General features: G+C 67.2%; 25 protein-coding genes and 1 pseudogene. 19 read left to right on the forward strand and 7 right to left on the reverse strand.

Translation table 11 applies throughout. The annotated features are described in order from the left end of the window. Positions 1 to 135: 135 nt before the first annotated feature. Positions 136 to 333 (reverse strand): hypothetical protein, encoded by a 198-nt coding sequence (locus ASE79_RS12730; protein WP_056417340.1) that lies wholly within the window; start codon positions 331 to 333, stop codon positions 136 to 138. A 144-nt stretch (positions 334 to 477) separates the two neighbouring features. On the opposite strand from ASE79_RS12730, the gene ASE79_RS12735 reads away from it, so the two are divergent. From ASE79_RS12735 to ASE79_RS12745, 3 genes are all read left to right on the forward strand, one after another. Next, on the forward strand, positions 478 to 2,472 hold the full coding sequence (locus tag ASE79_RS12735; protein ID WP_056416978.1) for an autotransporter assembly complex protein TamA: 1,995 nt from the start codon (positions 478 to 480) through the stop codon (positions 2,470 to 2,472). A 29-nt stretch (positions 2,473 to 2,501) separates the two neighbouring features. Further along, on the forward strand, positions 2,502 to 6,614 hold the full coding sequence (locus ASE79_RS12740; RefSeq protein WP_056416981.1) for a translocation/assembly module TamB domain-containing protein: 4,113 nt from the start codon (positions 2,502 to 2,504) through the stop codon (positions 6,612 to 6,614). 191 nt (positions 6,615 to 6,805) lie between these two features. After that, on the forward strand, positions 6,806 to 7,816 hold the full coding sequence (locus ASE79_RS12745; RefSeq protein ID WP_056416983.1) for a glycoside hydrolase family 3 N-terminal domain-containing protein: 1,011 nt from the start codon (positions 6,806 to 6,808) through the stop codon (positions 7,814 to 7,816). Positions 7,817 to 7,834: 18 nt separating this feature from the next. Here ASE79_RS12745 and ASE79_RS12750 read toward each other — a convergent pair whose 3' ends face one another. Continuing rightward, positions 7,835 to 9,727, reverse strand: a complete 1,893-nt coding sequence (locus ASE79_RS12750) for a methyl-accepting chemotaxis protein (RefSeq protein ID WP_082445283.1) — start codon at positions 9,725 to 9,727, stop codon at positions 7,835 to 7,837. 78 nt (positions 9,728 to 9,805) lie between these two features. Here ASE79_RS12750 and ASE79_RS12755 point away from each other — a divergent pair, with 78 nt between their 5' ends. From ASE79_RS12755 to tatC, 6 genes are read left to right on the forward strand one after another with little or no spacing between them, the layout of a single operon-like run. Then, entirely contained in the window at positions 9,806 to 11,002 is a 1,197-nt protein-coding gene (locus ASE79_RS12755; protein WP_235516912.1) for a carbohydrate porin, read from the forward strand. A gap of 38 nt (positions 11,003 to 11,040) precedes the next feature. Continuing rightward, positions 11,041 to 11,784, forward strand: a complete 744-nt coding sequence (locus ASE79_RS12760; protein ID WP_416354510.1) for a segregation and condensation protein A — start codon at positions 11,041 to 11,043, stop codon at positions 11,782 to 11,784. Continuing rightward, complete coding sequence (gene scpB, locus ASE79_RS12765) at positions 11,781 to 12,371, forward strand: SMC-Scp complex subunit ScpB (RefSeq protein ID WP_056417349.1); 591 nt, start codon at positions 11,781 to 11,783, stop codon at positions 12,369 to 12,371. The genes ASE79_RS12760 and scpB overlap by 4 nt, the downstream gene beginning before the upstream one ends. A gap of 35 nt (positions 12,372 to 12,406) precedes the next feature. Then, the gene (locus ASE79_RS12770; protein ID WP_056416986.1) at positions 12,407 to 12,652 is read left to right on the forward strand and encodes a Sec-independent protein translocase subunit TatA; all 246 of its coding nucleotides are present in this window, start codon (positions 12,407 to 12,409) and stop codon (positions 12,650 to 12,652) included. Between the two features lie 38 nt (positions 12,653 to 12,690). Continuing rightward, positions 12,691 to 13,203 (forward strand): Sec-independent protein translocase protein TatB, encoded by a 513-nt coding sequence (gene tatB, locus ASE79_RS20400; protein WP_082445284.1) that lies wholly within the window; start codon positions 12,691 to 12,693, stop codon positions 13,201 to 13,203. 43 nt (positions 13,204 to 13,246) lie between these two features. Continuing rightward, the gene (gene tatC / locus ASE79_RS12780; protein WP_056416989.1) at positions 13,247 to 14,041 is read left to right on the forward strand and encodes a twin-arginine translocase subunit TatC; all 795 of its coding nucleotides are present in this window, start codon (positions 13,247 to 13,249) and stop codon (positions 14,039 to 14,041) included. Positions 14,042 to 14,104: 63 nt separating this feature from the next. On the opposite strand, the gene ASE79_RS12785 is transcribed toward tatC, so the two are convergent. From ASE79_RS12785 to ASE79_RS21710, 3 genes are all read right to left on the reverse strand, one after another. Continuing rightward, entirely contained in the window at positions 14,105 to 14,239 is a 135-nt protein-coding gene (locus ASE79_RS12785) for an entericidin A/B family lipoprotein (RefSeq protein ID WP_056055798.1), read from the reverse strand. Positions 14,240 to 14,566: 327 nt separating this feature from the next. After that, positions 14,567 to 16,096 carry a sensor histidine kinase gene (locus ASE79_RS12790; protein ID WP_056416992.1) on the reverse strand — a complete coding sequence of 510 codons (1,530 nt, stop codon included), beginning with the start codon at positions 16,094 to 16,096 and terminating at the stop codon, positions 14,567 to 14,569. A gap of 107 nt (positions 16,097 to 16,203) precedes the next feature. Continuing rightward, the gene (locus tag ASE79_RS21710) at positions 16,204 to 16,362 is read right to left on the reverse strand and encodes a NepR family anti-sigma factor (RefSeq protein ID WP_235516915.1); all 159 of its coding nucleotides are present in this window, start codon (positions 16,360 to 16,362) and stop codon (positions 16,204 to 16,206) included. 303 nt (positions 16,363 to 16,665) lie between these two features. On the opposite strand from ASE79_RS21710, the gene ASE79_RS12800 reads away from it, so the two are divergent. From ASE79_RS12800 to ASE79_RS12810, 3 genes are all read left to right on the forward strand, one after another. After that, positions 16,666 to 17,469, forward strand: a complete 804-nt coding sequence (locus tag ASE79_RS12800) for a response regulator (RefSeq protein ID WP_056416999.1) — start codon at positions 16,666 to 16,668, stop codon at positions 17,467 to 17,469. 120 nt (positions 17,470 to 17,589) lie between these two features. Next, entirely contained in the window at positions 17,590 to 17,727 is a 138-nt protein-coding gene (locus ASE79_RS21440) for a hypothetical protein (protein ID WP_056417000.1), read from the forward strand. A gap of 130 nt (positions 17,728 to 17,857) precedes the next feature. Further along, positions 17,858 to 18,511 carry a sigma-70 family RNA polymerase sigma factor gene (locus ASE79_RS12810; RefSeq protein WP_056417352.1) on the forward strand — a complete coding sequence of 218 codons (654 nt, stop codon included), beginning with the start codon at positions 17,858 to 17,860 and terminating at the stop codon, positions 18,509 to 18,511. Positions 18,512 to 18,571: 60 nt separating this feature from the next. Here ASE79_RS12810 and ASE79_RS21445 read toward each other — a convergent pair whose 3' ends face one another. Then, complete coding sequence (locus ASE79_RS21445; protein ID WP_200910372.1) at positions 18,572 to 18,745, reverse strand: hypothetical protein; 174 nt, start codon at positions 18,743 to 18,745, stop codon at positions 18,572 to 18,574. A gap of 85 nt (positions 18,746 to 18,830) precedes the next feature. On the opposite strand from ASE79_RS21445, the gene ASE79_RS12815 reads away from it, so the two are divergent. The 7 genes and pseudogenes from ASE79_RS12815 (at position 18,831) to ASE79_RS12845 (ending at position 25,436) form a co-directional block, all read left to right on the forward strand. Continuing rightward, a complete protein-coding gene (locus ASE79_RS12815) occupies positions 18,831 to 21,506 on the forward strand; it encodes a bifunctional [glutamine synthetase] adenylyltransferase/[glutamine synthetase]-adenylyl-L-tyrosine phosphorylase (protein WP_056417355.1) in 2,676 nt (891 codons plus the stop codon). Further along, positions 21,499 to 21,951 carry a peroxiredoxin gene (locus tag ASE79_RS12820; RefSeq protein WP_056417003.1) on the forward strand — a complete coding sequence of 151 codons (453 nt, stop codon included), beginning with the start codon at positions 21,499 to 21,501 and terminating at the stop codon, positions 21,949 to 21,951. Before ASE79_RS12815 ends, ASE79_RS12820 begins: the two co-directional genes overlap by 8 nt. Before the next feature lie 465 nt (positions 21,952 to 22,416). After that, a pseudogene (locus ASE79_RS12825) lies at positions 22,417 to 23,010 on the forward strand (M23 family metallopeptidase); the annotation flags it as partial. Positions 23,011 to 23,201: 191 nt separating this feature from the next. Then, positions 23,202 to 23,540, forward strand: a complete 339-nt coding sequence (gene erpA / locus ASE79_RS12830) for an iron-sulfur cluster insertion protein ErpA (protein ID WP_056417012.1) — start codon at positions 23,202 to 23,204, stop codon at positions 23,538 to 23,540. Positions 23,541 to 23,547: 7 nt separating this feature from the next. Continuing rightward, positions 23,548 to 24,318, forward strand: coding sequence for an exodeoxyribonuclease III (xth, locus tag ASE79_RS12835; RefSeq protein ID WP_056417015.1), 771 nt, complete (start codon positions 23,548 to 23,550; stop codon positions 24,316 to 24,318). Beyond that, positions 24,315 to 25,109, forward strand: a complete 795-nt coding sequence (locus ASE79_RS12840) for a transporter (RefSeq protein WP_056417017.1) — start codon at positions 24,315 to 24,317, stop codon at positions 25,107 to 25,109. Before xth ends, ASE79_RS12840 begins: the two co-directional genes overlap by 4 nt. After that, positions 25,110 to 25,436, forward strand: coding sequence for a hypothetical protein (locus ASE79_RS12845; RefSeq protein WP_056417020.1), 327 nt, complete (start codon positions 25,110 to 25,112; stop codon positions 25,434 to 25,436). A gap of 100 nt (positions 25,437 to 25,536) precedes the next feature. Here ASE79_RS12845 and ASE79_RS12850 read toward each other — a convergent pair whose 3' ends face one another. Next, positions 25,537 to 26,688 carry a hypothetical protein gene (locus ASE79_RS12850; protein ID WP_056417022.1) on the reverse strand — a complete coding sequence of 384 codons (1,152 nt, stop codon included), beginning with the start codon at positions 26,686 to 26,688 and terminating at the stop codon, positions 25,537 to 25,539. Positions 26,689 to 26,855 lie beyond the last annotated feature (167 nt).

The following is a 26,855-nucleotide window of genomic DNA, read 5'->3' on the forward strand; positions in this document are numbered from 1 at the left end:
TAGCTTCGAAGACGCGTATCGAAGCATGCGTTTCGTGCGCCAACCTGTCCTTCGATACGCCGTCTCGATACGCCGCCTGCGGCGACTACTCGACGGCTAATCAGGACGAACGGCTGGGGGCGGAGGTACCGGGGCCTACCGCCGATCCTTCAGCCACACCAAGACCGCCGCCGCGACGCCGATCGCGGTCCCGACCAGGAACCCCGGTGTCGCCTGGCCGATCGCGAAGCCGACGCCGACGCCGCCCAGCATGCCGAGCGCGACGAGGAACCCGCCCGCGGCGCTGGGATCCTTGTGGGGGGGGAGGGTGTCGCGGGAAGTGGGATCGGCCATCGGCATGTCCTGCCACGGGCGACCCTGCGATGCCAGCCGCACCCATCGGCGCCCGCCACGCGCAATCGGTCACCCCGACGAAACGTGGCGGAAATACGGCGTTACATACTGTTCCGCCACGACAAGCCCGGCTAGGAGCCGGAGATGGTGTTCCGCGTCGGGCGAGCCGGGCCGGCCGCCGCCTTTTTCGTTCTGACGACAGCCGGGGCCGTGTCCTCGGTTGGCGTTCCGGACGCGGGCGCGCAAACCGCGCCTGCGGTGGCACAGACTCCGGCCCGCGCACCCACCGACACGCCGATGTCGCTCGACCCCAATTCGCCGCTCGCCGTGCTGCCCGATATCGGCGTCGACTGGCCCGATCTCGCGTCTGCGCCGATCGATCCCGCCGCCACGGTCGCCGCCGTCGATGCCAATACCGAAAGCCGCTATGCGTGGCGGATCGACGGGATCGACGGGATCAACGACACGCTTCTCCGTCAGCGGTTCGCCGCGCTGTCGACGCTCGACGCGAACGATCGCCAGCCTGCCAACGCCGCGCAACTCGATCGCCGCGCGCGCGAGGATGCCGATCTGCTCAACAGCCTGCTGCGCGCCGAGGGCTATTACGACGCCACCGTCGTCACGCGGGTCGAGCCGGGCGCCAAACCGATGGTCGTGCTCGCGGCGAGCCCGGGCACGCTCTACACCTTCAAGGGCGTGACGATCGACGGCATCGCCGCGGCGGGGGACAAGGCGCCGGGGCTGGTGACCGCGTTCGGCGTGAAGCCCGCAGATCCGGTCAATTCGGATGCGATCGTCGCGGGGCAGGCCAAGCTGACGACGCAGATCGGCCGCGAGGGGTTTCCGTTCGCCAAGGTCGGCGATCCGGCGATCGTCGTCGATCACGCCACCCGCACCGCGACGCTCGACCTGTCGGTACAGCCCGGCGGCCAGCGCAAGTTCGGGCAGGTCGTCGCGCTGCCCGGCAACCGCGTGTTCGGCGCGGACCATGTCGCGGAGATTGCGCGCTTCTCGCCTGGCGACGTCTATGATGCGGCCAAGCTCGACGATCTTCGCCGCGCGCTGATCCAGACCAGCCTCGTCTCCGCGGTCGACCTGAAGCCGGTGCAGGGCGCGACGCCTGACACCGTCGATGTCGCGGTGAAGCTCGATCGGGCGCCGCCGCATACTGTCGCGGGCGAGCTCGGCTATGGCACCGGCGAGGGCGCGCGCGCGGAACTCAGCTGGACGCACCGCAACCTGTTCCCGCCCGAGGGCGCGCTGACGGTGCGCGGCGTGCTGGGGACGCAGGAGCAGCTCGGCTCGATCGTGTTCCGGCGCAACAACTTCCACGCGCGCGACCGGGTCCTCACGCTCCAGGCGTCGGGGGTGCACACGAATCGCGATGCGTATGACGCCAAGACCTTCTCGCTCGCCGGCAGCCTGGAGCGCCAGACCAACATCTTCTTCCAGAAGACTTGGACCTGGTCGGCGGGGGCCGAGCTGATCGCGTCGGACGAGCGCGACGTCATCGTGTCGACGGGCGATCCGCGGCGGCGGACGTTCTTTATCGGCGCGCTGCCGACCAGCCTGAACTATGACGGGTCGGACGACCTGCTCAACCCGACCAAGGGCTTCCGGCTCGGGGGGCGGCTCAGCCCCGAGGTGTCGCTGCAGGGCGCGGTGTTTGGCTACACGCGCACGCAGTTCGACGGCAGCGTCTACCAGCCGTTCGGCGACAGCGTGGTGCTCGCTGCGCGCACCCGGCTCGGCACGATCGTCGGCGCGCCGCGCGATCAGGTGGCGCCGTCGCGGCGCTTCTATGCGGGCGGCGGCGCGTCGGTGCGCGGCTATGGCTATCAGTCGATCGGCCCGCGCGATCCCAACAACGACCCGATCGGCGGCCGCAGCCTGACCGAATTCTCGATCGAGGCGCGGATCAAGGCGTTCGGCAATTTCGGCATCGTGCCGTTCCTCGACGCGGGCAATATCTATACCTCGCCGCTGCCCAAGTTCACCGGGCTGCAATATGGCACCGGGATCGGCGTGCGCTATTACTCGAACTTCGGGCCGATCCGGCTCGACGTCGGCACGCCGATCAATCCGCAGCCGGGCGACAGCCGTATCGCGGTGTACGTGTCGCTGGGGCAGGCGTTTTGACCGAGGAAACACCCGTTCCCCGGCGTGGCGTGCGGTGGTGGCGCTGGATCGTCGGCGCGGTCGCCGGGCTCATCGCGATCCTGGGCGCGGTGTTGCTGATCGTCGATACCGATATCGGGCACCGCTTCGTCGCGGACCGGATCGCGGCGATCAGGACCGCCAACGGCCTGCGCTTCACGGTCGGGCGGATCGACGGATCGCTGTACGGCGATACGCGGCTGGCCGATCTGCGCGTGTATGATCTCGACGGGCTGGTCTTCGCGGCGCCCAACGTCACGCTCGACTGGTCGCCGTTCGACTGGTTCTCGAACCGGCTCGAGATCCGCCGGCTGATCATCGATCGCGCGGTGCTGACGCACACGCCGCGCACCAGGCCGTCGAAGACGCGCGGCCCGATCCTGCCCGAGTTCGACATCCATATCGGCACGCTGTCGGTCGGGCGGCTGACGCTGGCCAAACGCGTGCTGGGGACCGAGCGCGTCGCGCAGGTCGCGGGGCGCGCGGACATCCGCTCGGGTCGCGCGCTGGTCGATCTGAAGGCGCGCGTTGCGGGCAGCGACGATCTGAAGCTGCGGATCGACGCCGAACCGGCGCGCGATCGCTTCGATATCGACGTCGCGGCGCGCGGGGCCGCGAACGGCGTGCTCGCACGGATGGTCAAGGCCAAGGGCCCGGTCGCGCTGGCGGTGACCGGCGATGGCAGCTGGGCGAAATGGACCGGGCGCGCCAACGGCATGATCGGCACGACCCGCGTCGTCGATCTCGCGCTGGCGCAGGTCGCCGGGCGCTACACGCTGTCGGGCACGCTTGCGCCGTCGTCGCTGCTGAAAGGGCGGCTGCAACGGCTGACCGCACCCCGCGTGCTGGTCGCCGGCAGCGCCGGGTTCGCCAACCGACGGCTCGAGGGGCAACTGTCGCTGCGCACGCCCGCGCTGGCGGTCGATACGACGGGCATCGTCGACCTGGGGGCGAACGCGTATCGCGACGTGCGGATCAAGGCGCGGTTGCTGAAGCCGCCCGCGCTGTTCGACAACATGAGCGGGGCGATGGTCGAACTCCGCGCGATCCTCGACGGACCGTTCGCGACCGCGGCGTTCGACTACCGGATCGACGCGCGCCGTTTCGCCTTCGACCAGACCGGGTTCGAGGATGCGCATGCCGCGGGCAAGGGGCGCCTGTCCGCCGCGCCCGTGACGGTGCCGATCCGCTTCACCGCCGCGCGCGTGACCGGGATCGGCGCGGTCGCGGGCGGGATCCTGCGCAACCTGTCGGTCGACGGGCAGCTTCGCGTGACGCCGACGCTGCTCACTGGCGACGCGCTCCGTCTGCGGTCCGACAAGCTCACCGGCAGCATCAACCTGATCGTCGATCTGCGCAACGGCCAGTTCGAGGTGGGCGTCAATGGCGGGCTCGGCCGGTTTTTGATCCCCGGGCTCGGCATCGTCGACGTGAAATCGACGTTGCGCGTCGTGCCAGGCCCGAGCCGCAAGGGCACGCGCGTGATCGGCCAGGGCAGCGCGCAGATGGCGCGGCTCGACAACGCGTTCTTCCGCAGCCTGGCGGGCGGGTTGCCGCGGATCACCACCAATCTCGAACGCACCACCGACGGCGTGCTGCACTTCACCAATCTGGTGCTGACCGCGCCGCAGATCCGGCTGACCGGCAACGGCTATCGCCGTCGTGACGGGACGTTCCACTTCGAGGGCGGCGGGCGGCAGGCCATCTACGGTCCGGTGACGCTCAAGCTCGATGGCCAGATCGACAAGCCGACGCTCGACCTCCTGTTCGCGAGCCCCAACGCGACGCTAGGCCTGTCGAGCGTCCGCGCGCATCTCCATCCGACGCCGCAGGGCTTCGCGTTCACCGCGGCGGGCGGATCGCGGCTTGGGCCGTTCACCAGCAACGGCGCGATCCTGCTGCCACCGGGCGCGGGGGCAACGATCCAGATCGCGGCGCTGAACGTCGCCGGCACGCGCGCGAGCGGCGCTGTCGCGGTCGTCGATGGCGGCTTCAACGGGCAGCTGGCGGTTTCCGGCGGGGGCCTCTCGGGCGAACTCCTGTTCCGCCCGGTCGGCCAGATCCAGCGGATCGAGGGGCATCTCGCCGCCAGGGGCGCGACGCTCGACACCGTCGCGCTGCGCCAGGGCAAGCTCGATTTCGTCACCTTGCTCGATCCTGCCGGAACGTCGATCGAGGCAACCGCGACGGGGCTCGGGCTGCGGCGCGGTCCGCTGAGCCTTGCGCGGTTCAACGGCAGCGCCTCGCTGCGCGGCGGCGTCGGCACGATCCGCGCGTCGATCGCGGGGTCGCGCGGGCGCGCGTTCGATATCCAGAGCGTCACGCAGGTCACCGCGACCAGCTATGCGATCGCGGCGCAAGGCACGCTGGATGGTCGCCCGCTCAAGCTGCTGACGCCGGCTGTCGTCACCCAGGCGGAGGATGGCTGGCATCTCGCACCGACCAGGCTCAGTTTCGGCGGCGGCGAGGCGCAGGTCGGCGGCCGCTTCACCGCGACCAGCACCGCGATCGACGCGAGCCTGACGCGGATGCCGCTCGCGGTGCTCGACATCGGTTATCCCGGATTGGGGCTCAGCGGGTCGGCGTCGGGGCGGTTCAACCTTGCCACCACGAACGGCGCGGCACCGACCGGCAAGGCCGACCTGACGATCCGCGGGCTTGCGCGCGCCGGCCTCGTCCTGTCGTCGCGACCGATCGACGTCGGCGTCGCGGCGGTGCTCTCGCCCGACAAGCTCGGCCTGCGCGCGGTGATCGCGTCGGGCGGCAAGACGATCGGGCGCGCGCAGGCGCAGCTCGCGCCTCTCGGGCAGGGGGACTTTGCGTCGCGTATCAGCAACGCGCGGCTGTTCGGGCAGCTGCGCTACAGCGGCCCGGCGGACACGCTTTGGCGGCTCACCGGGGTCGAATTGTTCGATCTGTCCGGCCCGGTTGCGATCGGCGCGGACGTCGTCGGCACGCTTGCCAACCCGACGCTGCGCGGGGTCGTCCAGGCGAACGGCGCGCGGATCGAGAGCGCGACCACGGGCACCGTCCTCACCAACGTGCAGGCAACGGGCCGGTTCGGCGGATCGCGGCTCGTGATCGACCGGTTCGGCGCGGACGCGGGCAAGGGCGGGCGAGTCACCGGCAGCGGCCAGTTCGAATTCGCCGCCGCCGCGGGGATCGGGCTCGACCTGACGCTGCAGGCCGACAAGGCGGTGATGATCAACCGCGACGATATCGGCGCGACCGTCTCGGGGCCGCTGACGTTCAGGTCGAACGGCTCGGGCGGCACGATCGCGGGCGACGTGGTGCTCAACAAGAGCCGCTATCGCCTCGGCCAGGCGACCGCCGCCAGCGCGGTGCCGCAGCTCAACATCCGTGAGATCAACCTGCCCGACGGCGGCGAGGAAGTCGCGACGCCCGCCAAGCCCTGGGCACTCGCGATCAAGGCGCGCGCGCCGAACCAGGTGATGGTCAGCGGCTTGGGGCTGACCAGCGAATGGTCCGCCAACCTCCAGATCGCTGGCCAGCCCGAAAACCCCGCGATCACCGGCCGCGCCACGCTGATCCGCGGCGATTACGAGTTTGCCGGCCGCCAGTTCGAACTCGCGCGCGGCGTCATCCGCTTCGACGGGCAAGTGCCCGCCAACCCCGCGCTCGATATCGAGGCGAATGCGGATTCGACGGGGCTGAGCGCGTCAATCCGGGTGACGGGCTATGCGCTCAAACCCGAGATCGGCTTCACCAGCACGCCCGCGCTGCCCGAGGACGAGCTGCTCTCGCGCCTGTTGTTCGGCACCTCGATCACCAACCTGTCCGCGCCCGAGGCGTTGCAGCTGGCCGCGGCGGTGGCGGCGTTGCAGGGGGGCGGCAACGGCCTGAACCCGATCAACGCGGTGCGCCGCGCCGCCGGGCTCGACCGGCTGCGAATCCTGCCCGCCGATCCGCAGACTGGGCAGGGCACGTCGATCGCGGCGGGCAAATACGTTACGCGGCGGCTGTATGCGGAGATCGTCACCGACGGGCAGGGCTATTCGGCGACGCAGGTCGAGTTCCAGGTCACGCGCTGGCTGTCGCTGCTGTCGAGCATCTCCACGCTCGGCCGCCAGAGCGCGAACGTGCGCGTGTCGAAGGATTATTGAGCGATATCCCGGATCCTATGCCTGCGAGCCAAAGCCGCCCCGGCGAAGGCCGGGGTCCAGATGGCAAGGCCGTCGTGACGGCGGACGATCCTTCGTTTTTTTCGTCCCCCAACTGGGCCCCGGCCTGCGCCGGGGAGGTGACCCTTGCCCGGCTGCACGGTAAGGGCAGGCTTTCGGTTTAGGACCCAGTCATGAAGCCCGTCATCTTCGGCCTGTCCGGCCCCGTCCTTACCGCCGCCGAGCGCGCGTTCTTCGCCGACTGCGAGCCCGCGGGCTACATCCTGTTCAAGCGCAACATCGTCGACCGCGCGCAGGTTCGCGCGCTGACGGATTCGCTGCGCGCATTGGCGGGTCGCGACGATCTCGCGATCCTGATCGACCAGGAGGGCGGCCGCGTCGCGCGGATGGGCCCGCCCGAATGGCCGGCGTTTCCGGCGGGGCCGGTGTTCGATGCCGCCTATGAGCGTGCGCCGATGACCGCGATCCAGGCGGCGCGCGCGAACGGGCAGGCGCTGGGGGTGATGCTCACCGAGGTCGGCATTACCGTCGACTGCGCGCCGCTGCTCGACGTGTCGCAGCCCGATACGACCGAGGCGGTGTCCTGTCGCACCTACGGGTCGGACCCGATGCGCGTCGCGGCACTGGGGCGGGCTATGCTGGAGGGGCTGGCCGAGGGCGGCGTCGTCGGGATCGTGAAGCACATGCCCGGCCATGGTCGCGCGAAGCTCGACACGCATCATCACCTGCCGACCGTCACCGCGACCGATGCCGAGCTCGCGGTCGACCTCGAACCCTTCCGCACGCTCGCCCATGCGCCGATGGGGATGACGTCGCACATCGTGTTCGATGCCTGGGACGCCGATCGCCCCGCGACCTTGTCGCCGATCGTGATCGAGCGGATCATTCGCGACCGGATCGGGTTCGATGGGTTGTTGATGACCGACGATATCGACATGAAGGCGCTGTCGGGGACCGCGGGCGACAAGGCGGCCGGCGCGATCGCCGCGGGGTGCGACGTGGTGCTCGATTGCTGGGCGCGCATGGACGAGATGGTGGAGATCGCCGACCGGCTCGCGCCGATGTCCGCCGTGTCGCGCGCGCGGCTCGATCGCGCGATGGCGTCGGTCGGCACCGCCACCGGCGATCTCGCGGCGCTGATCGCCACGCGCGACGCCTTGTTGCAGGCGTCGGGCGCGGCGTAACGCGTGGCCGGGGCGGCGTTAGAAGGACTCGAACCCGTCGTCGTCGAACGCGCCGGCGTCCGCCGTGGCGGGGACCTTCGCCGTCGACATCCGAGCCTCACGCTGCGGTGAGTTCGCTCGAAGCGCGGCCCGGCCGCCCCCGTACCCGCTCACGAACCGGCCCGCCTGTCCCGACGGCGCGCCGATGCGGAACTTCGCCGCCTGTTCGGTCAGCGCGGCGACCTCCGAGGTGAGGTTGCGCGCGGCGGCCGAGGTCTGCTCGACCATCGCTGCATTCTGCTGAGTCGCCTGGTCCATCGCGGTGACCGCGGTGCTGATATCGGTAATCGCGGTCGACTGCGCGCGGTTGTCGCCGGCGATCTCGGCGAGCAGCGTGTGCACGCCGCGGACATCCGCCGAGATCGCCGACAAGGCGCCGTCGACGCGCTGCACGCGTTCCACCGCGGTGCCGATATCGGCCTGCGTCGCGGTCAGCTGGTCGCGCGCGCGCCCGGCCTCCTCCTCGGCGCGCATCGCCAGCGCGGATACGAGGTCGGCGACGACCGCGAACCCGCGTCCCGCCTCGCCCGCACGCCCCGCCTCGACCGCGGCGTTCATCGCGAGCACGCGCGTCTGGAACGCGATCTTGTCGAGCCCCTCGATCACGCTGTCGATGCCCTTTGCACTCTCGCTGACCCGGGTCATCGCCTGGACCGCCTCGTCGGCGATCTCTCGGCCGCCGGCGACCGTGGTGATCGCGCCGTCCGCGCGCTCGACCGTCCGTCCGGCGGCGACCGCGGTCGCCTGCAGGCGCTGGTCCATCTGCGCGATCGCGGCGGCGGTCTCCTCCAGGCTGGCAGCATTGCCCTCGGTGCGGCGGGCGAGATCCTCGCTCGCCTGCGCGATCTCCTGCGATCCGGTGCTGATCATCGTGGTCCCTTGCGCGACCGATCCGATCAATCCGCGCAGGCTATCGATCGCGCTGTTGAAATTATCCTTAAGTCCGGTGAACGGCGCGTGGAGATCGGCATCGATCTTGGCGGTCAAATCGCCATCCGCCAGCGCGGTCAGGCCCGTGCCCAGGCTGTCGACGATCAGCGCGGCCTGCGCCTGTTTCGCAGCCTCGGCCGCCTGTAGCTGGTTGCGGAACGCCAGCATCGCCTTGGCCATGTCGCCCAGCTCGTCGCCGCGATCTGCCCCTGTCACTTCGGCGTCGAGATTACCGTCGCCTAGCTCGCGCATCGTATCCGCCAGGACGATGAGCGGCTTGACGACCCGGCGCACTGCCAGCGTCACGAACGCGATCGTCCCTGCGATGCCGATCCCCAGCGTGATGACGAGAAGGATCATCGCGATCTGCCCGACCCGCTCGGCATCGTCCGCAGACCGGTGCGAATTCGCCTCGATCGCGTCCGACGCGGCAGCCATCGCGACCTCGAGGCCGCGGAACTGATCGAAGAATCCCGGCAGCATCGCGCGCGCGGCGCGGGGGTCGGTGCCGATGCGATCGATCAGCCTTTCGGCGGACTGGACATAAGCCTCCATCGGCGCCGCCAGTTTCGAGGTTACCGCGGCGACCGAGGCGTCGCCGGTATAGGCCGAGTCCGCCGCTATGCCGTTGCGCAGCTCGACGAGATGGCCGCGGAAGTCGTTCAGTATGTCGGTGCTCTTGAGCGCACTGCCCGGCTCGGTGGCCTGGAACGAGGCCAGCACGTCGCTGCGAATGGCGTCATGCATCATGTCTGCGGCTTCGTGGTTCGCGAAGAGCGCTGCCGCCGCCGTCTGGCGGTTCAGCGCAGCGGCCTGCATCCAGGCGGCGGCGATGCCGGTCGCGCCGCAGAGCAGCATCAGTCCGAACAGGACCGCCCCTGAAATACGGATGGCACGGTTCAGCGACATCGCATCGCGCGCTCTGGACTTCGAGTGTGACATGTTTCGGCGACCTCTTCCGGACTCGGGCAAAATTACAATCCTATAATAGGACAAGCTCGATTGGCCGGAGGATGGCGCGTGAATATTGTGGCAGTGTCTCGATTTGCCCTGCCGGCACTTTTACTCTCGGCGGCCTGGACCCATCCTGCTGCCGCGCAGTCCGACGCGCCCGTATCCGCGTCCCGCGCCGTCACGGTCGAGGGGCGCTACGTCCTTGATCTCATGGGCAACGTCGCCGGCGGGGACAAACGAGGCGCACGTGTGCTGGGCAATGCCGAGCTGACCGCGGACGGCGATCTGGACCGGCTGGCGGGCTGGGGCGGCGCGCGCGCACATCTGCATCTGCTGGGCAATCATGGCGGGGCGATCAACACGCTGGCGGGGACGTTGCAGGGCGTCGACAATATCGAAGTCGCCGAGGGACGCGCCAAACTGTACGAGGCGTGGGTCGAGCAGGACATTGCCGGTGGTCGTGCGGCGTTGCTGGTCGGACTGTCCGACCTGAACGTCGATTTCTACCAGAATGATTCGGCTGGGCTGTTGGTCGCGCCGGCGTTCGGCATCGGGTCTGAACTCGCGGCGACAGGCCCCAACGGACCGTCAATCTTTCCCTCGACCGCGTTGACGCTGCGGCTGAACGTGGCGATCGCCAGCTCGGGCTATGTCCGCGCGGCGGTCGTGAATGCGCGTGCGGGCGTGCTGGGCGATACCGCGGGAATCGATTTCGGGATGCATGACGGCGCGCTGCTGATCGCCGAGGCGGGGACGCGCACGAACGGCAAGCTGGCGATCGGCGGCTGGCGCTATACGCGGCACCAGGACGACATGGCCGCGTGCGACGGCAGCGGCGTGCCCCTCCGGCGGACCGCGACCGGGGCCTATGTCCTGATCGACCAGCATCTGTCGGGCGACGAGCACCACGGCATTGATCTGTTCTTTCGCGCAGGCGTGTCGGAAGGGCGGACGACGCCGTTCCGCGGCGGATTTCAGCTGGGGCTGCTCGCAAACGGGCTGGCTCCGGGGCGCCCCGACGGCCAGCTGTCGGTCGGTCTCGCACAGGGCCGGTTGTCGAATGCGTTCCGCCGTATGCTCCGCGATTCGGGTGAGTCCGCCGATACCGCCGAGACGGGAGTCGAACTCACCTATCAGGACAAGGTGGCGCCGTTCCTGTCGGTCCAGCCTGACGTCCAGTATATCCGTCGCGCCTTCGCCGATGGCGGGCGTAAGTCGGCACTGGTGGCCGGATTGCGCCTGATCGCTGCCTTTTCCCGCTGACGATCGCGCCGACATCCACCGCTGCCCAATCGGGTGCGATGCTGTACCGTCGGGCGATGGACGACGCACAATTGACGCTGGAGCTGGACGGGTGGGAGGGGCCGCTCGACCTGTTGCTGACGCTCGCGCGCGGACAGAAGGTGGATCTGCGGCGGATCTCGATCCTGGCGCTGGCCGAGCAGTATCTGGGCTATGTCGAGTCCGCGCATGCGCTCAAACTGGAACTCGCGGCGGATTACCTCGTGATGGCGGCGTGGCTCGCCTATCTGAAATCAGCGTTGCTGCTGCCGCGCGATCCGCTGACCGAACCCGATCCGGAGGCGTTGGCGTTCAGGCTGCAACGCCGCCTCGAGCGACTAAACGCGATGCGCGAGGCGGGCGCGCGGCTGATGGCACGCGATCGCAGTGGGCGGGACGTGTTCGCGCGCGGCGCACCCGAAGGCTTGCGGACGGTGCGCAAGGCGGTGTGGCAGGCGGAGATATTTGATTTGATCGCCGCCTATGGCCGAATCTCGGCGCGGACGCGGCCGGTGATGCACGTCGTCGCCGATCGCGAGGTAATGACGCTGGAGGCGGCGCTCGACCGCGTCTCGACGCTGGTCGGCGAACGGATCGACTGGAGCGCGATCGAGAGTTTCCTGCCCGAGGCGGGCGAAAGGCTGCGCCGCTCCGCGCTTGCGTCGAGCTTCGTCGCGGCGCTCGAACTCGCGCGGCAAGGGCGGATCGAGCTGCGCCAGGCCGAGCCGTTCGCGCCGCTCTATCTGCGCGCTTGCGCGTCGTGACGCCGCCCGATGCGTTTACGCGGGCAGTGGAGGCGGTGCTGTTCGCCGCCGACGCGCCGCTCACCGTCGATATGATTCGCGCGCATGTCGGGGCAGGGGACGTCCGTGCCGCGTTGAATCGGCTGGTCGACGACTATGCGGGCCGCGGGATCGTCATCGTCCAGCGCGGCGACCGGTGGCAGTTCCAGACCGCGCCGGAGATGGCGCACATACTGCGCCGCGACCGCGAGGAGCCGCGCCGGCTCAGTCGCGCGGGGATCGAGACGCTGGCGATCATCGCCTATCACGAGCCGGTCACGCGCGCGGAAATCGAGGCGATTCGCGGCGTGCAGATCTCGAAGGGGACGCTCGATGTGCTGATGGAGGCGGGTTGGGCGAAACCGGCGGGGCGGCGCGAGGTGCCGGGGCGGCCGCTGATGTTCGCGACGACGCCCGAATTCCTCGTCCATTTCGGTCTGACGAGCCGCCGCGACCTGCCGGGGATCGACGATCTGCGCGCTGCGGGGCTGCTCGATCCGGTCGATCTCGCCTTCGATCGGCTCGACGACGGTGAAGATGGCGAGGTGGCTGGCAATGCGGCGGGATGAGGCTTAGATAGGGTTCAGTTTCCAGGAGAATTGCCATGGGCGGTTTTAGCCCGATTCACTTGCTTGTGCTCGCGGTCGTCGCGATCCTCCTTCTCGGCGGTGGCCGATTCTCGAACCTGATGGGCGATGTCGCCAAGGGCGTGAAGAACTTCAAGAAGGGCATGTCCGAGAACGACGACGAGACGCCGGCCAAGCCTTCGGCGCGGATCGAAGCTCAGAAGTCGGCCGATCCCGCGTTCGACCGCGACGGCAATCGCGTCCGTGACGACCGTCCTGCCTGAAGCCGGCGGACTTGAAGACTTTAGATAGGCGCGGCTGAATGTTCGATATCGCGCCCTCCGAGTTTCTGCTCGTGGCTTTCGTCGCGCTGGTCGTGATCGGCCCGAAGGATCTGCCGAAGGCGATGCGCGTGGTCGGCTATTGGGTCGGCAAGGCGCGTGGCGTCGCGCGGCAGTTCCGTTCGGGTTTCGATTCGATGGTCCGCGAGGCCGAACTTGAGGAAATGGAAAAGCGCTGGGCGTCGGAAAACGAACGCATCATGCGCGAGCATCCGCAGACGGGCGCGGCCGTGGACACCACGCAGGTCGTGCATTCGCCGGAGACGGAGGAGCATCGCCGCGATTATCGCTCGATCGACGAGGTCGACGATCATACGAGCGAGCCGGTGTTGGTCGAGAAGCCGGTGGTTGCCGCGGCACCGACGCACGCATCGCCGGCGGCGGAAACGTCCGTCGGCGATCGCGGTCCCGACCCGGTCGAGGCACCGGCGGCTGCCCCGGCAGCACCCCATCCCGACGACAAGACCGGCAAGTCCGACGTAGCGTCATCGTGAGCGCTCCCCGCGTGATTGCCCCCCATAGCGCCGAAAGCACAGCATGAGCGAGATCGACGAAAGCCGGGCACCGTTGCTCGACCATCTGATCGAGCTGCGTCGGCGGTTGCTCTATTGCATCGCCGCGCTGGTCGTGACGTTCGGGATCGCGATGTACTTTGCCGAGGATATCTTCGGCTTCCTTGTCCACCCGCTGCTCGCGGCGGGGCAGAACAAGGTTATCTATACCGAGATCTTCGAGGCGTTCTTCGTCCAGATCAAGGTCGCGTTCTTCGCCGCGATGATGCTGTCCTTCCCGGTGATCGCGAACCAGCTTTGGCAGTTCGTCGCGCCCGGTTTGTACAAGAAGGAGAAGCGCGCGCTCCTGCCGTTCATCCTCGCAACGCCGGTGCTGTTCCTGACCGGCGCGGCAATGGCCTATTACGTCGCGATCCCGATGGCGCTGCACTTCCTGCTCGGGTTCGACGGGATGGTCGGCGGCATCCACCGCGAGGCGCTGCCTGCGATCGGCAATTACCTGTCGTTCACGATGCAGTTCCTGTTCGGCTTCGGCATCTCGTTCCTGCTGCCCGTCCTGCTGATGCTGCTCGAGCGGGCCGGGATCGTCACGCGCAAGCAGCTGATCGGCGCGCGGCGCTATGCGATCGTCGCGGCGTTCGCGATCGCCGCGGTGCTGACACCGCCCGATATCGGCTCGCAGCTGCTGCTCGCGATCCCGCTGGTGATCCTGTACGAGCTCGCGTTGATCGGAATCTGGTTCACCGAACGCAGCCGCGCCAAGGCCAAGGCCGATGAGGGTGACGGCGAGAGCGACCCCACCGACCTCGTCGAGCGCTGATACGAAAACGGGGCCCGGTGCGCGTGCACCGGGCCCCGCGTCCTTACCAATAGCGCAAATGGCTTACTTGGCGTTATCCGCGGTCTTGGCGACGGTCTTGCCTGCCGAAGCCACGTCCTTGCCTGCACCCTCGACCGTGTTGCATGCCGACACCATCAGAGCGCTGGCCACAATCGCCAGACCAACCAACTTACGCATGATAATTCCTCCTAGAAAAGGCACGAATGCCACCGTGGGTGAAATGATCGGGATAGCAGTTCGTTCCTGACAACCCGCCACAATTTCCGGTGGCTGCGGCGCAGGGCGCCCGGCAACGCCAGCGAAACGATAAAGGCCCAGACGTATCACCGGGGGGGGGGAGGGTGATGCGTCTGGGCCTATGACTTGGACAGCGAGAGCGGGGGGGCATAAAGTCGCTGTCCGAAACATCCAACGGCGATCGCGTCAAAGTGTTCCGGGGTTCCGACGATCATTTGAAAAAAACTAGAGTCAAACAAACGGTAACTGTAATTCGCCTGCTCTAGATCAATCTCGCCCCTTGATCGCGAATGCGATCTCGTATGCCCCGACCAGCGGATCGTGATGCAGCGGCGAGCGCAACTGGCGTGACAGGCCCTCCATGACGCGGCCATACCGCGTTGCCGCTTCGCGCAGGGCATCGCTCTCGACCAGCGCGCGCGAGACGACACGCAGCAGCGCGCGGTCGGGCGTGTCGGCGGGCTTCACCACGATCCGGATCTGCGCCGCGGGGTCGCACGACATCGCCAGCTCGATCGTCTCGGTCGCAAGGAACGCGATCGCCACGGCGACGTCCTGGTTGACCAGATACGGGTCGATATCGAGCGTTATGCCAAGTCCGTGCGAGCGATCCGATGCGGTCGCGCGAATGTTCGCGGACAATTCGCCGATCATCGTCCGCAGGTTGAGCCCGCGATTTTCCTCCAGCTCGGCGAAATGGTTGCGATGGACCACCGCGAGCGCGTCGACGCGGCGCTGGATCGAGGCATAGGCCGCGGTTGCGTCCGCGCTCGGTGCGCTGCGCGCGTGAAAATTGATGAGGCTGGAGATGACCTGCAGGTTGTTCTTCACCCGGTGATGGACTTCGCGGGTGAGCTTGGTCTGGCGGACCAGCCCTTCGGCCAGGCCGGCTTCGTGGAGCGCAACGGTCTGGCTGATCGCCTGGAAGGTCTCGCCGAGATCGCGAATCTCCTGCGCGGGCAGCGTGCGGACCGCGCCGAGATCGAGTGTCTCGCCGGGCGTGAACGCGGCGACCGCACCGCGCAGGCGACGCAGAGGACGGATCAGCAGGCGGTCGACCACGAACCACGCGATGCTCGCCGCGGCGATCCACATCAGTAGAGGGAGCAGCATCGCGACCACGAGCGACGAGGTTACGGGTGCGCTGCGGATGCTGGTGCGCAGACCGATCCCGGCGACGCCGAGATCGGTGCGCATCGTCTCCATGCGATCGAGCGGGCGTTCGTCGGGGATCGTCTCGAGCGTCAGCGCATCCTCGTCGAGTACCAATGCGCTGCTGAACGTTAGTGCGCGGCTAGAGGGGCGACCGATGTTGCGGAGGAAGGACTGGGGGAAATAGGCGCGGGCAAAGGTGTCGCCGCTCGGCCCCGAGATTGCGAGCACGAGGCCGCGATGCGGAATGATGTCCGCGGTGATCGGCATGTCCACCTGGCGGAACGCCGCGGACATGGGGATCGGCGTACCGCAGAGGACAGCGCCTTCGCGGTCGGTGATCACGAATCGCGTGCCCGCGGAGGATTGTTGCGCGAACACGCCTTGCGCGCGTGCGCAACTCGGCGCGTCGGCAGGATCGTTGCCCAAAGCGTTTACCGCCACGCGAAGCGCGGTCATGTCGCCGACGAGTTCGATCGCGATCGCGCGTGCGCTCTCGTTGGCGGTCACGCGCAGGCGCGCGCGGGCCTCTGTGTCGGCAAGCCTGGTCGTCTGGAATGTCGCGAAGACGGCGATCAACGCCAGCGGCAGCAGGGCTGCGCTCAGGATCAGGAACAGCTTGGCGCCGGTGGGCAGCCGTCCCATCGCCGAGATCAGGCGTGGCTCAGCAGATCCGACGGGGGTGCCGTCGGCGTCTGTCGCGGGGATCGGGACGGGTTCTTGAGTGTGCGACGAGGCCATCCGGCCCGCGCTCAGTCGAGCTTGCCGAGGAGGTCGAGCAGATCGTCCGGAATCGCCTCATCGACGGTCTTCTGGTAAACCGAGCGAAGAGCCGAGCCCATTTGCTGATCCTTGTCCGGCACCTTGGCGGACTTGGAGGCAGGCACCGTCTTTTCCGTGTCGTGGCCCAAACTCAAAACTTCCCCCTGCACGACGCAACGCTGATCATCTGGTATACCATGTCACAAATAGACGAAATCCTCGCCTGTCCAGACAAAGGTCTGACGGGTTGCGGATTCGCCAATGATGTCGGTGAAACCAAACTCGCTCTCGTTAGTTCCATGTACAAGCGAAAATCGAACCTTCGTACTCCGACGACGCGCAACCCGCCGGCGCAGCGGGTGCGGGGGTGCTTTTTCGGCTACCGCCATTGCAATGACGCGAGCCACCCGACACATGAGGGGCCGCGTAGGATCAGGGAGTATTCGTTACCCATGTCGCTTGGACAGCAACTCGCACCGCATCTTCCCTTCTTGCGGCGCTACGGCCGGGCCCTGACCGGCAGTCAGATGCACGGTGACAAATATGTGCGCGCGACGCTCGAGGCGATCGTTGCCGCACCAGAAGAATTTCCGCGCGACGTCGATCCCCGGCTCGGGCTGTACCGCATGTTCCAGGTCATCTGGAACTCGGCCAATTTCGACGAGGTCGCCGACGAGAGTGTTCAGGAGTCCGGCGGTCACGAGGCGGTTGCCCGTGCGCGTCTCGCCCGTATGACGCCGCTGTCGCGCCAGGCGCTGTTGCTGACTGCGATGGAAGGCTTCACGCCCGAGGACGCCGCCTATCTGATCGAGGTGGACTCGAGCGAAGTCGACGATCTGGTCGCCGAGGCACTGTCGGAAATCGAAAGCCAGACGCGGGCAAAGGTCCTCATCATTGAGGACGAGCCGATCATCGCGATGGATATCGAGACGATCGTTCGCGACCTGGGTCATGACGTTACCGGCGTTGCCGTCACGCGCGACGAGGCGGTCGCGCTGGCGATGGAAACGCGGCCGGGCCTCGTGCTCGCCGATATCCAGCTGGCCGACGACAGCTCGGGCATCGACGCGGTCAAGGACATCCTTGCCGAGTTCGAGGTCCCGGTGATCTTCATCACCGCGTTCCCCGAGCGCCTGCTCACCGGCGAGCGCCCCGAGCCGACGTTCCTGATCACCAAGCCGTTCCAGCGGTCCACGGTGAAGGCGGCGATAAGCCAGGCGCTGTTCTTCGACCAGGCGACCGTTCCCGTCGTCTGATCGCAGCGCGGCTTGCCTCGCGAAACCAATGGGTTGATCGCGCGGCCATAACACTGCATCTTGGGTTCGCTTCCGTAAATGGTTGCGGACCCAAAACGGTTTTCGGGGGTTTAACTCGACATGGCTGACCCGAACGAACGTATTCATATCTCGACCGAAGAGGCCCGCGCAGGCTCGACGCCGCACATGACGCGATACATTCTCGTCATCTCGCTCGTGCTGATCATCGCGATTTTCGGCTTTCTTATTATACGCTGACATAAGTTAAGCGCCGGCGTATAGGTTCGGCGTCGCGAGTGCTTATGTTCGCTCACACAAGGCGACGCGTGATCGAGGCCATGCCTGACGGTATGTCGTCGAGATCATGATCGAAACTGACAGGATTTTCATGGTTCAGCCTGCTCCCCATACCGATGGCGAGGACGATATCGACGAAGTCGTCGCACCGGTGGAGCATGTCTCGCTGTCCGACGCCGAGTTCAAGGTCCAGCTGGCGCAGGTCATCCCGCATCTGCGTGCGTTCGGGCGCTCGCTCTCCGGTAGCCGCGATCTTGCCGACGATCTGGTGCAGGAGACGTTGCTGAAGGCCTGGGCGGCGCGGTTGCGCTTCCAGGCAGGCACGAACATGCGCGCATGGACCTTCATCATCCTGCGCAACCTGTATCTCTCGCAGATGCGCCGTGCGCGCTTCAAGGGCGAATGGGACGATCTCGTCGCCGATCGCATTCTCGCCGCACCGGCGAGCCAGGACCGTCACGTCGAGCTCGGTGATATGCAGCGTGCGTTGATGCACCTGCCGCAGCCGCAGCGCGAGGCGCTGATCCTCGTCGGGGCAGGCGGCTTCGCGTATGAAGAGGCCGCCGAGATCTGCAACGTGGCGGTCGGTACGATCAAGAGCCGTGTCGCGCGTGGTCGTGTCGCGCTCGAGACGATCCTTACGGATGGGTCACTGCCGTCGCGTCGTGATCATGAGACCGATACGAGCAAGACGGCGCTGGATTCGATTATGGGTGACGTCGAACATCTGAGCCGCGGTCGCTGACGTCTTGGCGCCGCGCGTGTCTCGTCGCTTGGCTACAACTCGTAAGGTAAGCTCGCAGTTCTAGTGTGCAACGCCGTCGAGCGAGCGCAGCAGGCGGTCGATATCCCGCGGCAAGCGCGTGCTCTGGCCGAACGCGTCGCGCAGCGAATGGCCAATGACGTCGGTCGGACGAGGACGGCGAACGACCTGTTGGCCGCCCGTGTCGGGTTTGATGGTGAGGAACGAGTACGTCATGCCGCTAATAACGAGCTCATGGCGAATTCGTTGCTTTCATATGTCAAGTAACACTTGACTGCGATACTATTCTGCAATGACCGGCATGAATACTGAACAGGCGATAAACAGCGCCGTGGATCGCGCCCGGCAATGGTCGCCCTTCCTGTCGATGATTCTCGATCGCGAGACCGCGCTGGCCTCGGCGTTGTCCGACGGGCAGCTCGATTTGACGCTGTCGAGCGCGACCCCCGACATGCCGGTTCCCAAGCGGCTGAGGCTCGAACGCCGCGCGATGGCGGTCAACGTCGCGATCGGCGACCTTGCGGGAATCCTCGATCTCACCGCGGTGACCGGCGCGCTGACGCGCTTTGCCGACTATGCGCTCGACACCGCGATCCGGACTGCGATCGAGGAGCGGACGCCGGGCGCAGAACCGGTCGGCTTCACCGCGATCGCGCTCGGCAAACAGGGGAGCGGCGAGCTCAATTACTCGTCCGACATCGATCCGATCCTGCTGTTCGATCCGCTGACTCTGCCGCGCAAGCCGCGCGAGGAGCCCGAACAGGCCGCAGTGCGGATCGGCAAGCGTGTCGTCGAACTGCTCCAGGCGCGCGATGGCGACGGCTATGTACTGCGCGTCGACCTGCGGCTGCGGCCCTCGCCCGAAATCACGCCGATCGTCCTGCCGGTCGAGGCGGCGATCGGCTATTACGAGGCGCAGGCGCTGCCCTGGGAGCGCGCGGCGTTCATTCGCGCCCGCGCGGCTGCTGGCGACATCGCGCTCGGGCAGGGGTTTCTCGATGCGATCCGGCCGTTCGTGTGGCGGCGCACGCTCGATTTCGGCGCGATCCGCGAGATTCGCGGGATCTCTGCGCGTATCCGCGATCACCATCTGCAGGGCCAGGCCTTTGGCCCCGGCTACGACCTCAAGCGCGGGCGGGGCGGCATTCGTGAGGCAGAGTTCTTCGCGCAGATCCACCAGCTGATCCATGGCGGGCGCGATCCGACGGTCCGTGCGCCGGCGACGCGCGATGCGCTCGCCCGCCTGGCGGAGGCGGGGTGGATCGGCGGCGACGAAGCGCGTGCGCTGACCGATGGCTACACGCTGTTGCGGACGATCGAGCACCGCGTCCAGATGATCGACGACCGGCAGACGCATGCGCTGCCGACTGGCGACGCGCTCGACCGCGTGGCGAAGCTGCACGGCGTGGAGGATGCGGGCGCGTTGCTCGCGCTGCTGGCGCCGCGGGTGGCGGCGACGGGGCGGATCTACGATGCGCTCGACGATACCGTCCGACCTGCCTTCTCGCACGATCCAGTGACGCTGGAGGAGGATCTCGTTGCCGCAGGGTTCGATTCGCCCGAGCCCGCGCGGCAGCGGATCGAGGCGTGGCGCGCCGGCGCCTATCCCGCCCTGCGCAGTGCCGCTGCCCGCGAGGCGCTGGAGGCGGTGCTGCCGACGCTGGTGACAGCCTTTGCCACCGCGCCCGTTCCGCAATCGGCGCTGCTGCGGCTCGATGCGTTGCTCGAACGTCTGCCCAGCGCGATCAACATCTTCCGCCTGCTCGAGGCGCGGCCGGGACTGGCGACCTTGCTCGCCGCGATTCTCAGCCATGCGCCGACGCTCGCCGATGATCTGGGGCGCCGCCCGACGTTGCTCGACGGGCTGATCGATGCGACCGCGTTCGCGCCGGTGGGCGATATCGCGGCGCTGGAGACCGCGATGCGCGCGGACGACGCGGGCAGCGATTACCAGGCGCGGCTCGATCACGTCCGCCGTGTCGTCGGCGAGTTGCGGTTCGCTCTCGGCACGCAGATTGTGGCGGGCGCCTCCGATCCGCTGCACGTCGCGGCCGGCTATGCGCGCGTCGCGGAGGCCGCGATCGGCGTGCTCGCGGGCGCTACGATTGCTGAATTCGCCAAGGCGCACGGGACGGTGCCGGGCAGCGAACTCGTCATCCTGGCGCTTGGCCGGATGGGCGGCGCGATGCTCACGCACGCGTCCGACCTGGACCTCATCTATCTGTTTACGGGCGATTTCGCCGCGGAATCGGATGGTCCCAAACCGCTCGGCGCGACGCTCTATTACAACCGCCTCGCGCAGCGCGTGACCGCCGCGCTGTCGGTTGCGACCGCGGCAGGCCCGCTTTATCAGATTGACACGCGGCTGCGGCCGTCGGGCGGGCAGGGGCCGCTCGTCGTGACGCTCGACAGCTTTGCGCGCTACCAGCGCGACGATGCGTGGACGTGGGAGCATATGGCGCTCACCCGCGCGCGTCCGGTGTTCGGATCGACCGGTGCGCGGGACGCGGTGGCTGCGATCATCCGCGGCGTGCTTGAAGGGGAGCGGCCGGTACGGGACGTGGTCGCCGATGCCAGGTCGATGCGCGCCGAGATGGCCGCGCACAAGCCGCCCGCGGGACCGCTCGATGCCAAGCTGCTTCCGGGCGGCCTGGTCGATCTCGAATTTGCGGTGCACGTCGTCCAGCTTGTGAACCGGACCGGGTTCGACCCCAATCTGGGGGCTGCGATCGATCGTCTGGTCGAGCAGGGGCTGGCCCCGCCTGCACTACGTGCCGCGCATGACGTGCTGATCCGCCTTCTGGTCACGCTGCGGCTGGTCGCGCCCGATGCGACGCCGCCGGGCCATGCGACCGAAGCGTTGATCGCGCGCGCGATCGGCGTGGCGGATTGGGCGGCGGTTATTGCCACGCTCGGATCGACCCGGCAGGAGGTTCGCGGTTTCTGGACGCAGGCGACGGGAGAGCAGGATGGATGAAGGGTCGACGATACCCGACGTGACGGTGACGATCGACGATGCGGCCTTGTCGCTGGCGACGCTTGGCCGGCCGCTGGTGGTGTACTTCTACCCGAAGGACGACACTGCGGGCTGCACCACCGAAGCGAAGGACTTTTCCGCGTTGGCCGACGCTTTTGGGGCCGCCGACGTGACGGTCGTCGGGGTATCGAAGGATACGCCCGCGTCGCATGCGAAGTTCACCGCCAAGCATGGCCTGACCGTGCGCTTGGGCAGCGATGTCGAGGGCGCCGCGTGCGAGGCGTTCGGCGTCTGGGTCGAGAAGGCGATGTACGGCCGCAAATATATGGGGATCGAGCGCGCGACCTTCCTGTTCGGCGCCGACGGGACGCTGGCAAAGGCGTGGCGCAAGGTTCGCGTTCCCGGCCATGCGGAGGCGGTTCTGGCAGCCGCAAAGGCACTCTAAAGACTAGGTAGTAACACGTGGAGATTCGCCGACATTTCGCGCCGAAGATCCGCGGTCTCATCCTGTTCCACAGCGATCGTATCGATTCGCTTCAACTCGCCGCAACAACCTGCCGCTCCGCCGCGCGGATGGCGCAATGCTATTGCTCGGGGCAGTGGGATCCGGCCTAACCCACAATGTCTGGTGCGCGGAGGGGCTGCGAGTCAGGACAGAGTTTCAGAGCCGTCCGCTTTAAGAGCGAACGGCCCTGCATTTTTTTGTCGGGGACCAATGGTCGATTTTACCGGTGCAGCGATCGTGACCCGTCTCAAGGGCGTGATCGTGGTGTATAAGGCGTTTACGGGTCGCCGGTTGGCAATGGCCGCGACGGTGATGGGTCTGGCCGCTTTCGGCGCCACGGCCGAGGCGCAGGTCGCGCCGCACGCCACCGCGGAAAAGGTCGCGTACCGCACGGTCGAGACGGGCAAGGGCGGCCCGATGATCGCCGCCAACACCGAAGAGGCGAGCGCCGATCTGCGCGCCGACGCGCAGTTCCGCACCTTGTTCCAGACCTGGAAGAAGCTTGACGCCACGCAGCAGGGCGTGATCGCGATCCCGTCGGTCCAGCCGGTTCACTCGCTCTCGTTCACCAGCAATTTCGGCATTCGCTCGGATCCGTTCCGCGGCACCGCGGCGATGCATGCCGGCGTCGATATTCCCGGCCCGATCGGCACGCCGATCTACGCGACCGCCGACGGCGTCGTGGCGCATGCGGGTCGCCAGGGCGGCTATGGCAACATGGTCGAACTGAGCCACGGCAAGGGCATCGCCACCCGTTACGGCCATCTCTCGAAGATCCTGGTTGCCGACAATACGCGCGTCACCCGCGGTCAATTGATCGCGCTGATGGGCTCGACCGGCCGCTCGACCGGTTCGCATCTTCACTACGAAGTCCGTATCGACGGCCACGCCGTCAACCCGATCCCGTTCCTGACGACGGCAGATTACCTGCTTGCGGCACAGGATCGCTCGGTCAACGCGATCCCGGTCTCGACCGGCGGCCCCGCCGCGCAGGACTGATACGGGCACAAGCCCAGCCAATCACCCCAAGCCCGACCCGTCATCCCAGCGAAAGCTGGGATATCCCTCCACGGGGACGGACCATCAGTAAAAGATAACGGCGCCCTAGCAGTCGCCCCGGCGAGCCAGCCCTCCGCCCCACGGGCAAGCCCAAGGTTGCCGCGGATAGCGCAACCTCCTATCTCCAGCCCATGGCAACGCTGGCTCCCGACATCATCCTCACCCCCTCCGCCGCGGCGCGCGTCGCCGCGATCGCCGTCAAGCAGGGGAAGCCGGCGATCCTCCGGCTCTCCGTCGACGGCGGCGGCTGTTCGGGGTTCCAGTATAAATTCGGGTTCGCCGATGCGGTGGAACCGGATGACGTGATCGCCGAGCATGACGGCGTAAAGCTGGTCGTCGACAGCGTGAGCATCGACCTGGTCCGCGGGTGCGCGGTCGATTACGTCGAATCGCTCGCCGGCGCCGCGTTTAAGGTCGAGAACCCCAACGCCGCCTCGGGCTGCGGCTGCGGCTCCAGCTTCTCGGTCTGAGTTTTCCATGAAAATCGTCACGTACAACGTCAACGGCATCAAGGCGCGACTGCCGCGGCTGATTGAATATCTCGTCGAAGAGCAGCCCGACATCGTCTGCCTCCAGGAACTCAAGTCGAGCGACGACACCTTCCCGATCGCCGATATCGAGGCGGTCGGCTATGGTGCGGTCTGGCATGGGCAGAAGGCGTGGAACGGCGTCGCGATCCTCGCCAAGGGACGCACGCCCGATGTCCGCCAGCGCGGTCTCGACGGGGAGCCCGAGGACGAGCACAGCCGCTATATCGAGGCGGAGGTCGACGGCCTGATCGTCGCCGCACTCTATCTGCCCAACGGCAACCCACAGCCGGGGCCCAAATTCGATTATAAACTGCGCTGGATGGACCGCCTGGCCGCGCGGGCGCGCGTGTTGCTGGCCGAGGAAGTGCCGGCGATCCTCGCAGGCGACTATAACGTCATCGCGAATGACGACGACACCTACTCGGTGCGCGCGATGCAGGACGATGCGCTGATGCAGCCCGAAAGCCGCGAGCATTATCGCGCGCTCGTGGCGCAGGGCTGGACCGATGCGCTGCGTACACAGTTTCCGAGGGGTGGCGTGTGGACGTTCTGGGACTACCAGGCAGGCGCTTGGCAGCGCGATGCAGGCTTCCGGATCGACCATCTGCTGCTCAGCCCGCAGGCTGCCGACCGGATGATCGATGCTGGCGTCGACAAGGCGTATCGCGGCCGCGAAAAGGCCAGCGACCATGCGCCGACCTGGGTCCGCTTGCGGTGAGGCGGGCGCTGATCGGCGTCGCGCTCGCCAGCTTGGGTCTCTCCGGTGCCGCCGCGGCACAGGAGCGTGAATATTGCCCCGACCGGCCGGGCATCGATACACCGGCGTGCACGATCGCACCGGGGCGCATCTCGGTCGAGACGTCGCTGGCCGACTGGACGCGCGACGACCAGCCCGGATCGCGCGAGGACAACATCCTGTTCGGCGACACGCTCGTCCGCGTCGGTGTCAGCGATACAATCGAAGCGCGGATCGGCTTCACGCCGTTCGGCCATAATCGGATGCGCGATTCGACCGGGGTCGAGTCGGTCGACGGGATCGGCGACGTTTCGCTGGGCATGAAGGCGAACCTCCTGCACCCCGACGGATCGGACCTGTCGGTATCGGTCCTGCCGTTCGTGACGCTGCCGGTTGGGCGGTCCTCGATCGGTGCGGGTGATTGGGGGGCGGGATTTCTCGTCCCCGTAACGTACGAACTGTCGGATGCAGTGTCGCTCGACCTGACGCCCGAGATCGATGCGGCGGTCGACGAGGACGGCAATGGCCGGCATCTCGCCTATAGCGCGACCGCCGGCCTTTCGGTGAAGGTTTCGAAGGCGTTCACGCTGACCGGCGAGCTGCAGGCGTTGCGCGACGATGACCCCGATCAGCATGCGACGCAGGGCGTGGCGGCGCTGTCGCTGGCATGGATGGCGAACGACGATCTGCAGTTCGACATACTCGGTGCGGCGGGGCTGACCGCCGATACGCCCGATGCCCGGCTCTATGCCGGTATATCGCGGCGGTTCTAGATGCTCGTCGGCCTGCTCCTGCTGCAAGCGGTAGCAGGGCCGCCGCTCCCGCCCGAACTGCGCAGGCGCAGGCCGCGTGCGACGATGCCGTGCCCGGTCCAGGCCGATCCCAATGGCGATATCGTCGTCTGCGCGCGGCCGACCGACCAGCGGCTCGCGACGCTGGCCGAGCCGGTCCAGCCTCCGCGTTCCGATCCGCTGTCGTTCCGGCTGCCAGGCGGGGGCAGGGGCAATGTCCACGCGATCCGTACCGAGTTGCCCGGTGCGTCCGGGCAGGGGGTAGCGGTGACGCTGAGGATTCCGTTCGGGAAGGGAACGCGGGAGTAGCCCGGGCATTCCCGCCGCCGGTCCCCGCCACCCTGTTTTCCCGCGAAGGCGGGAGCCCAGACTGGGTCCCCGCCTTCGCGGGGAAACACTGTTGCGCGCTCTACAGCGTCCGTTCGTAGACCTGATAGACCTTGTTCACCCGGCTCTCGATAGTCTCGGCGATCGATCGCATCCCCTGGTTGTCATCGAGGATCCAGCCGATCTCCGCGCGCTCGGCACCGTAATGCTCGACCGAGGCGCGGCGGATATATTCGATCATCATGAAGGCGAGCTGGCTCGCCATCCGCGAGGCCTGCAAGTCCTTGACCACCCCCATCAGCGGCACGCGCACCGTCCGCACCTTGGGTTTGCGGAGCCACCACAACAGCTTGGCCCAGCCGAACGGGAACAGGCTGCCCTTCAACGGCTTGATCGCCTCGTTCAAATCGGGGAGCGTGATCATGAACGCGCAGGGCCGGCCGTCGACCTCGGCGATGCGGATCAGGTCGTTGAAGACGATCGGCTTCAGCTTGACGCCGACATCCTTGATCTCGGGCGGAGTGAGGGGGACGAAGCCCCAATTGTCCTTCCACGCATCGTTGAGGATCGACAGGATGATCGCCGCCTCCTCCTCGAACTTGGTCTTGTCGACGTTGCGGATGACGATGCGCGGGTTCTTCTCGCCCGATTTGATGATGCGCTGGACGATCGGCGGGAACTGCTTCGTGACGTCGACCTCATAGGTCATCAGCTGCTTGATCGGGCGATACTGCGCCCATTCGATCCAGCCGCGATATTCGCGCTTGGCGTGGCCCATCATGATCGTCGGCGGATGATCATAGCCGTCGATCAACAGCCCCGGCTCTTCCCAGATCGACATGCTGATCGGGCCGATCGCACGCGTCATGCCCTGGTCGCGCAGCCAGCCTTCCGCGCGCGCGAGCAGCGCCTGGAAGATGTCCTGGCGTTCGGCCTCCATCAGTCCCCATTGGCCGACGCCGGGGCCGAAGCCCTGCTCGGCGGGCATCGTCAGCGCGAGCGTGTCGATGTGCGCCGAGATGCGACCGACCACGCGGCCATCCTCCTCGGCGAGGAACTGCCGCACCTTGGCATGGCTGAACCAGCCATTCTTCTCTGGCGTGATCAGCCCGAGCGCCTCCGACTTCAGCGGCGGCACCCAATTGGGATCGTCGGCATACAGGCGGAACGGCAGATCGATGAAGATCTTGCGATCCTTCAGCGTCTCGACCGGTCGAATGTTGATGTTAGCCATGTGTCGTTCCCGATTACGCAGTCGAGCGTGTCTAGCCAGCACGGCGGATAAAGGCGAGAGTGACATGGGTCATCGTAAAATCCTGTCAGGGTGATCGTGTTTCCTTGGAGCGGCGGCAACGGCACGGCCTGTAAATGCCACGCTGTGGCCACTATCTTCGGGCAATG

The sequence above is a fragment of the Sphingomonas sp. Leaf28 genome, from assembly GCF_001421685.1.
In the GTDB taxonomy this organism is placed as follows: domain Bacteria; phylum Pseudomonadota; class Alphaproteobacteria; order Sphingomonadales; family Sphingomonadaceae; genus Sphingomonas; species Sphingomonas aurantiaca.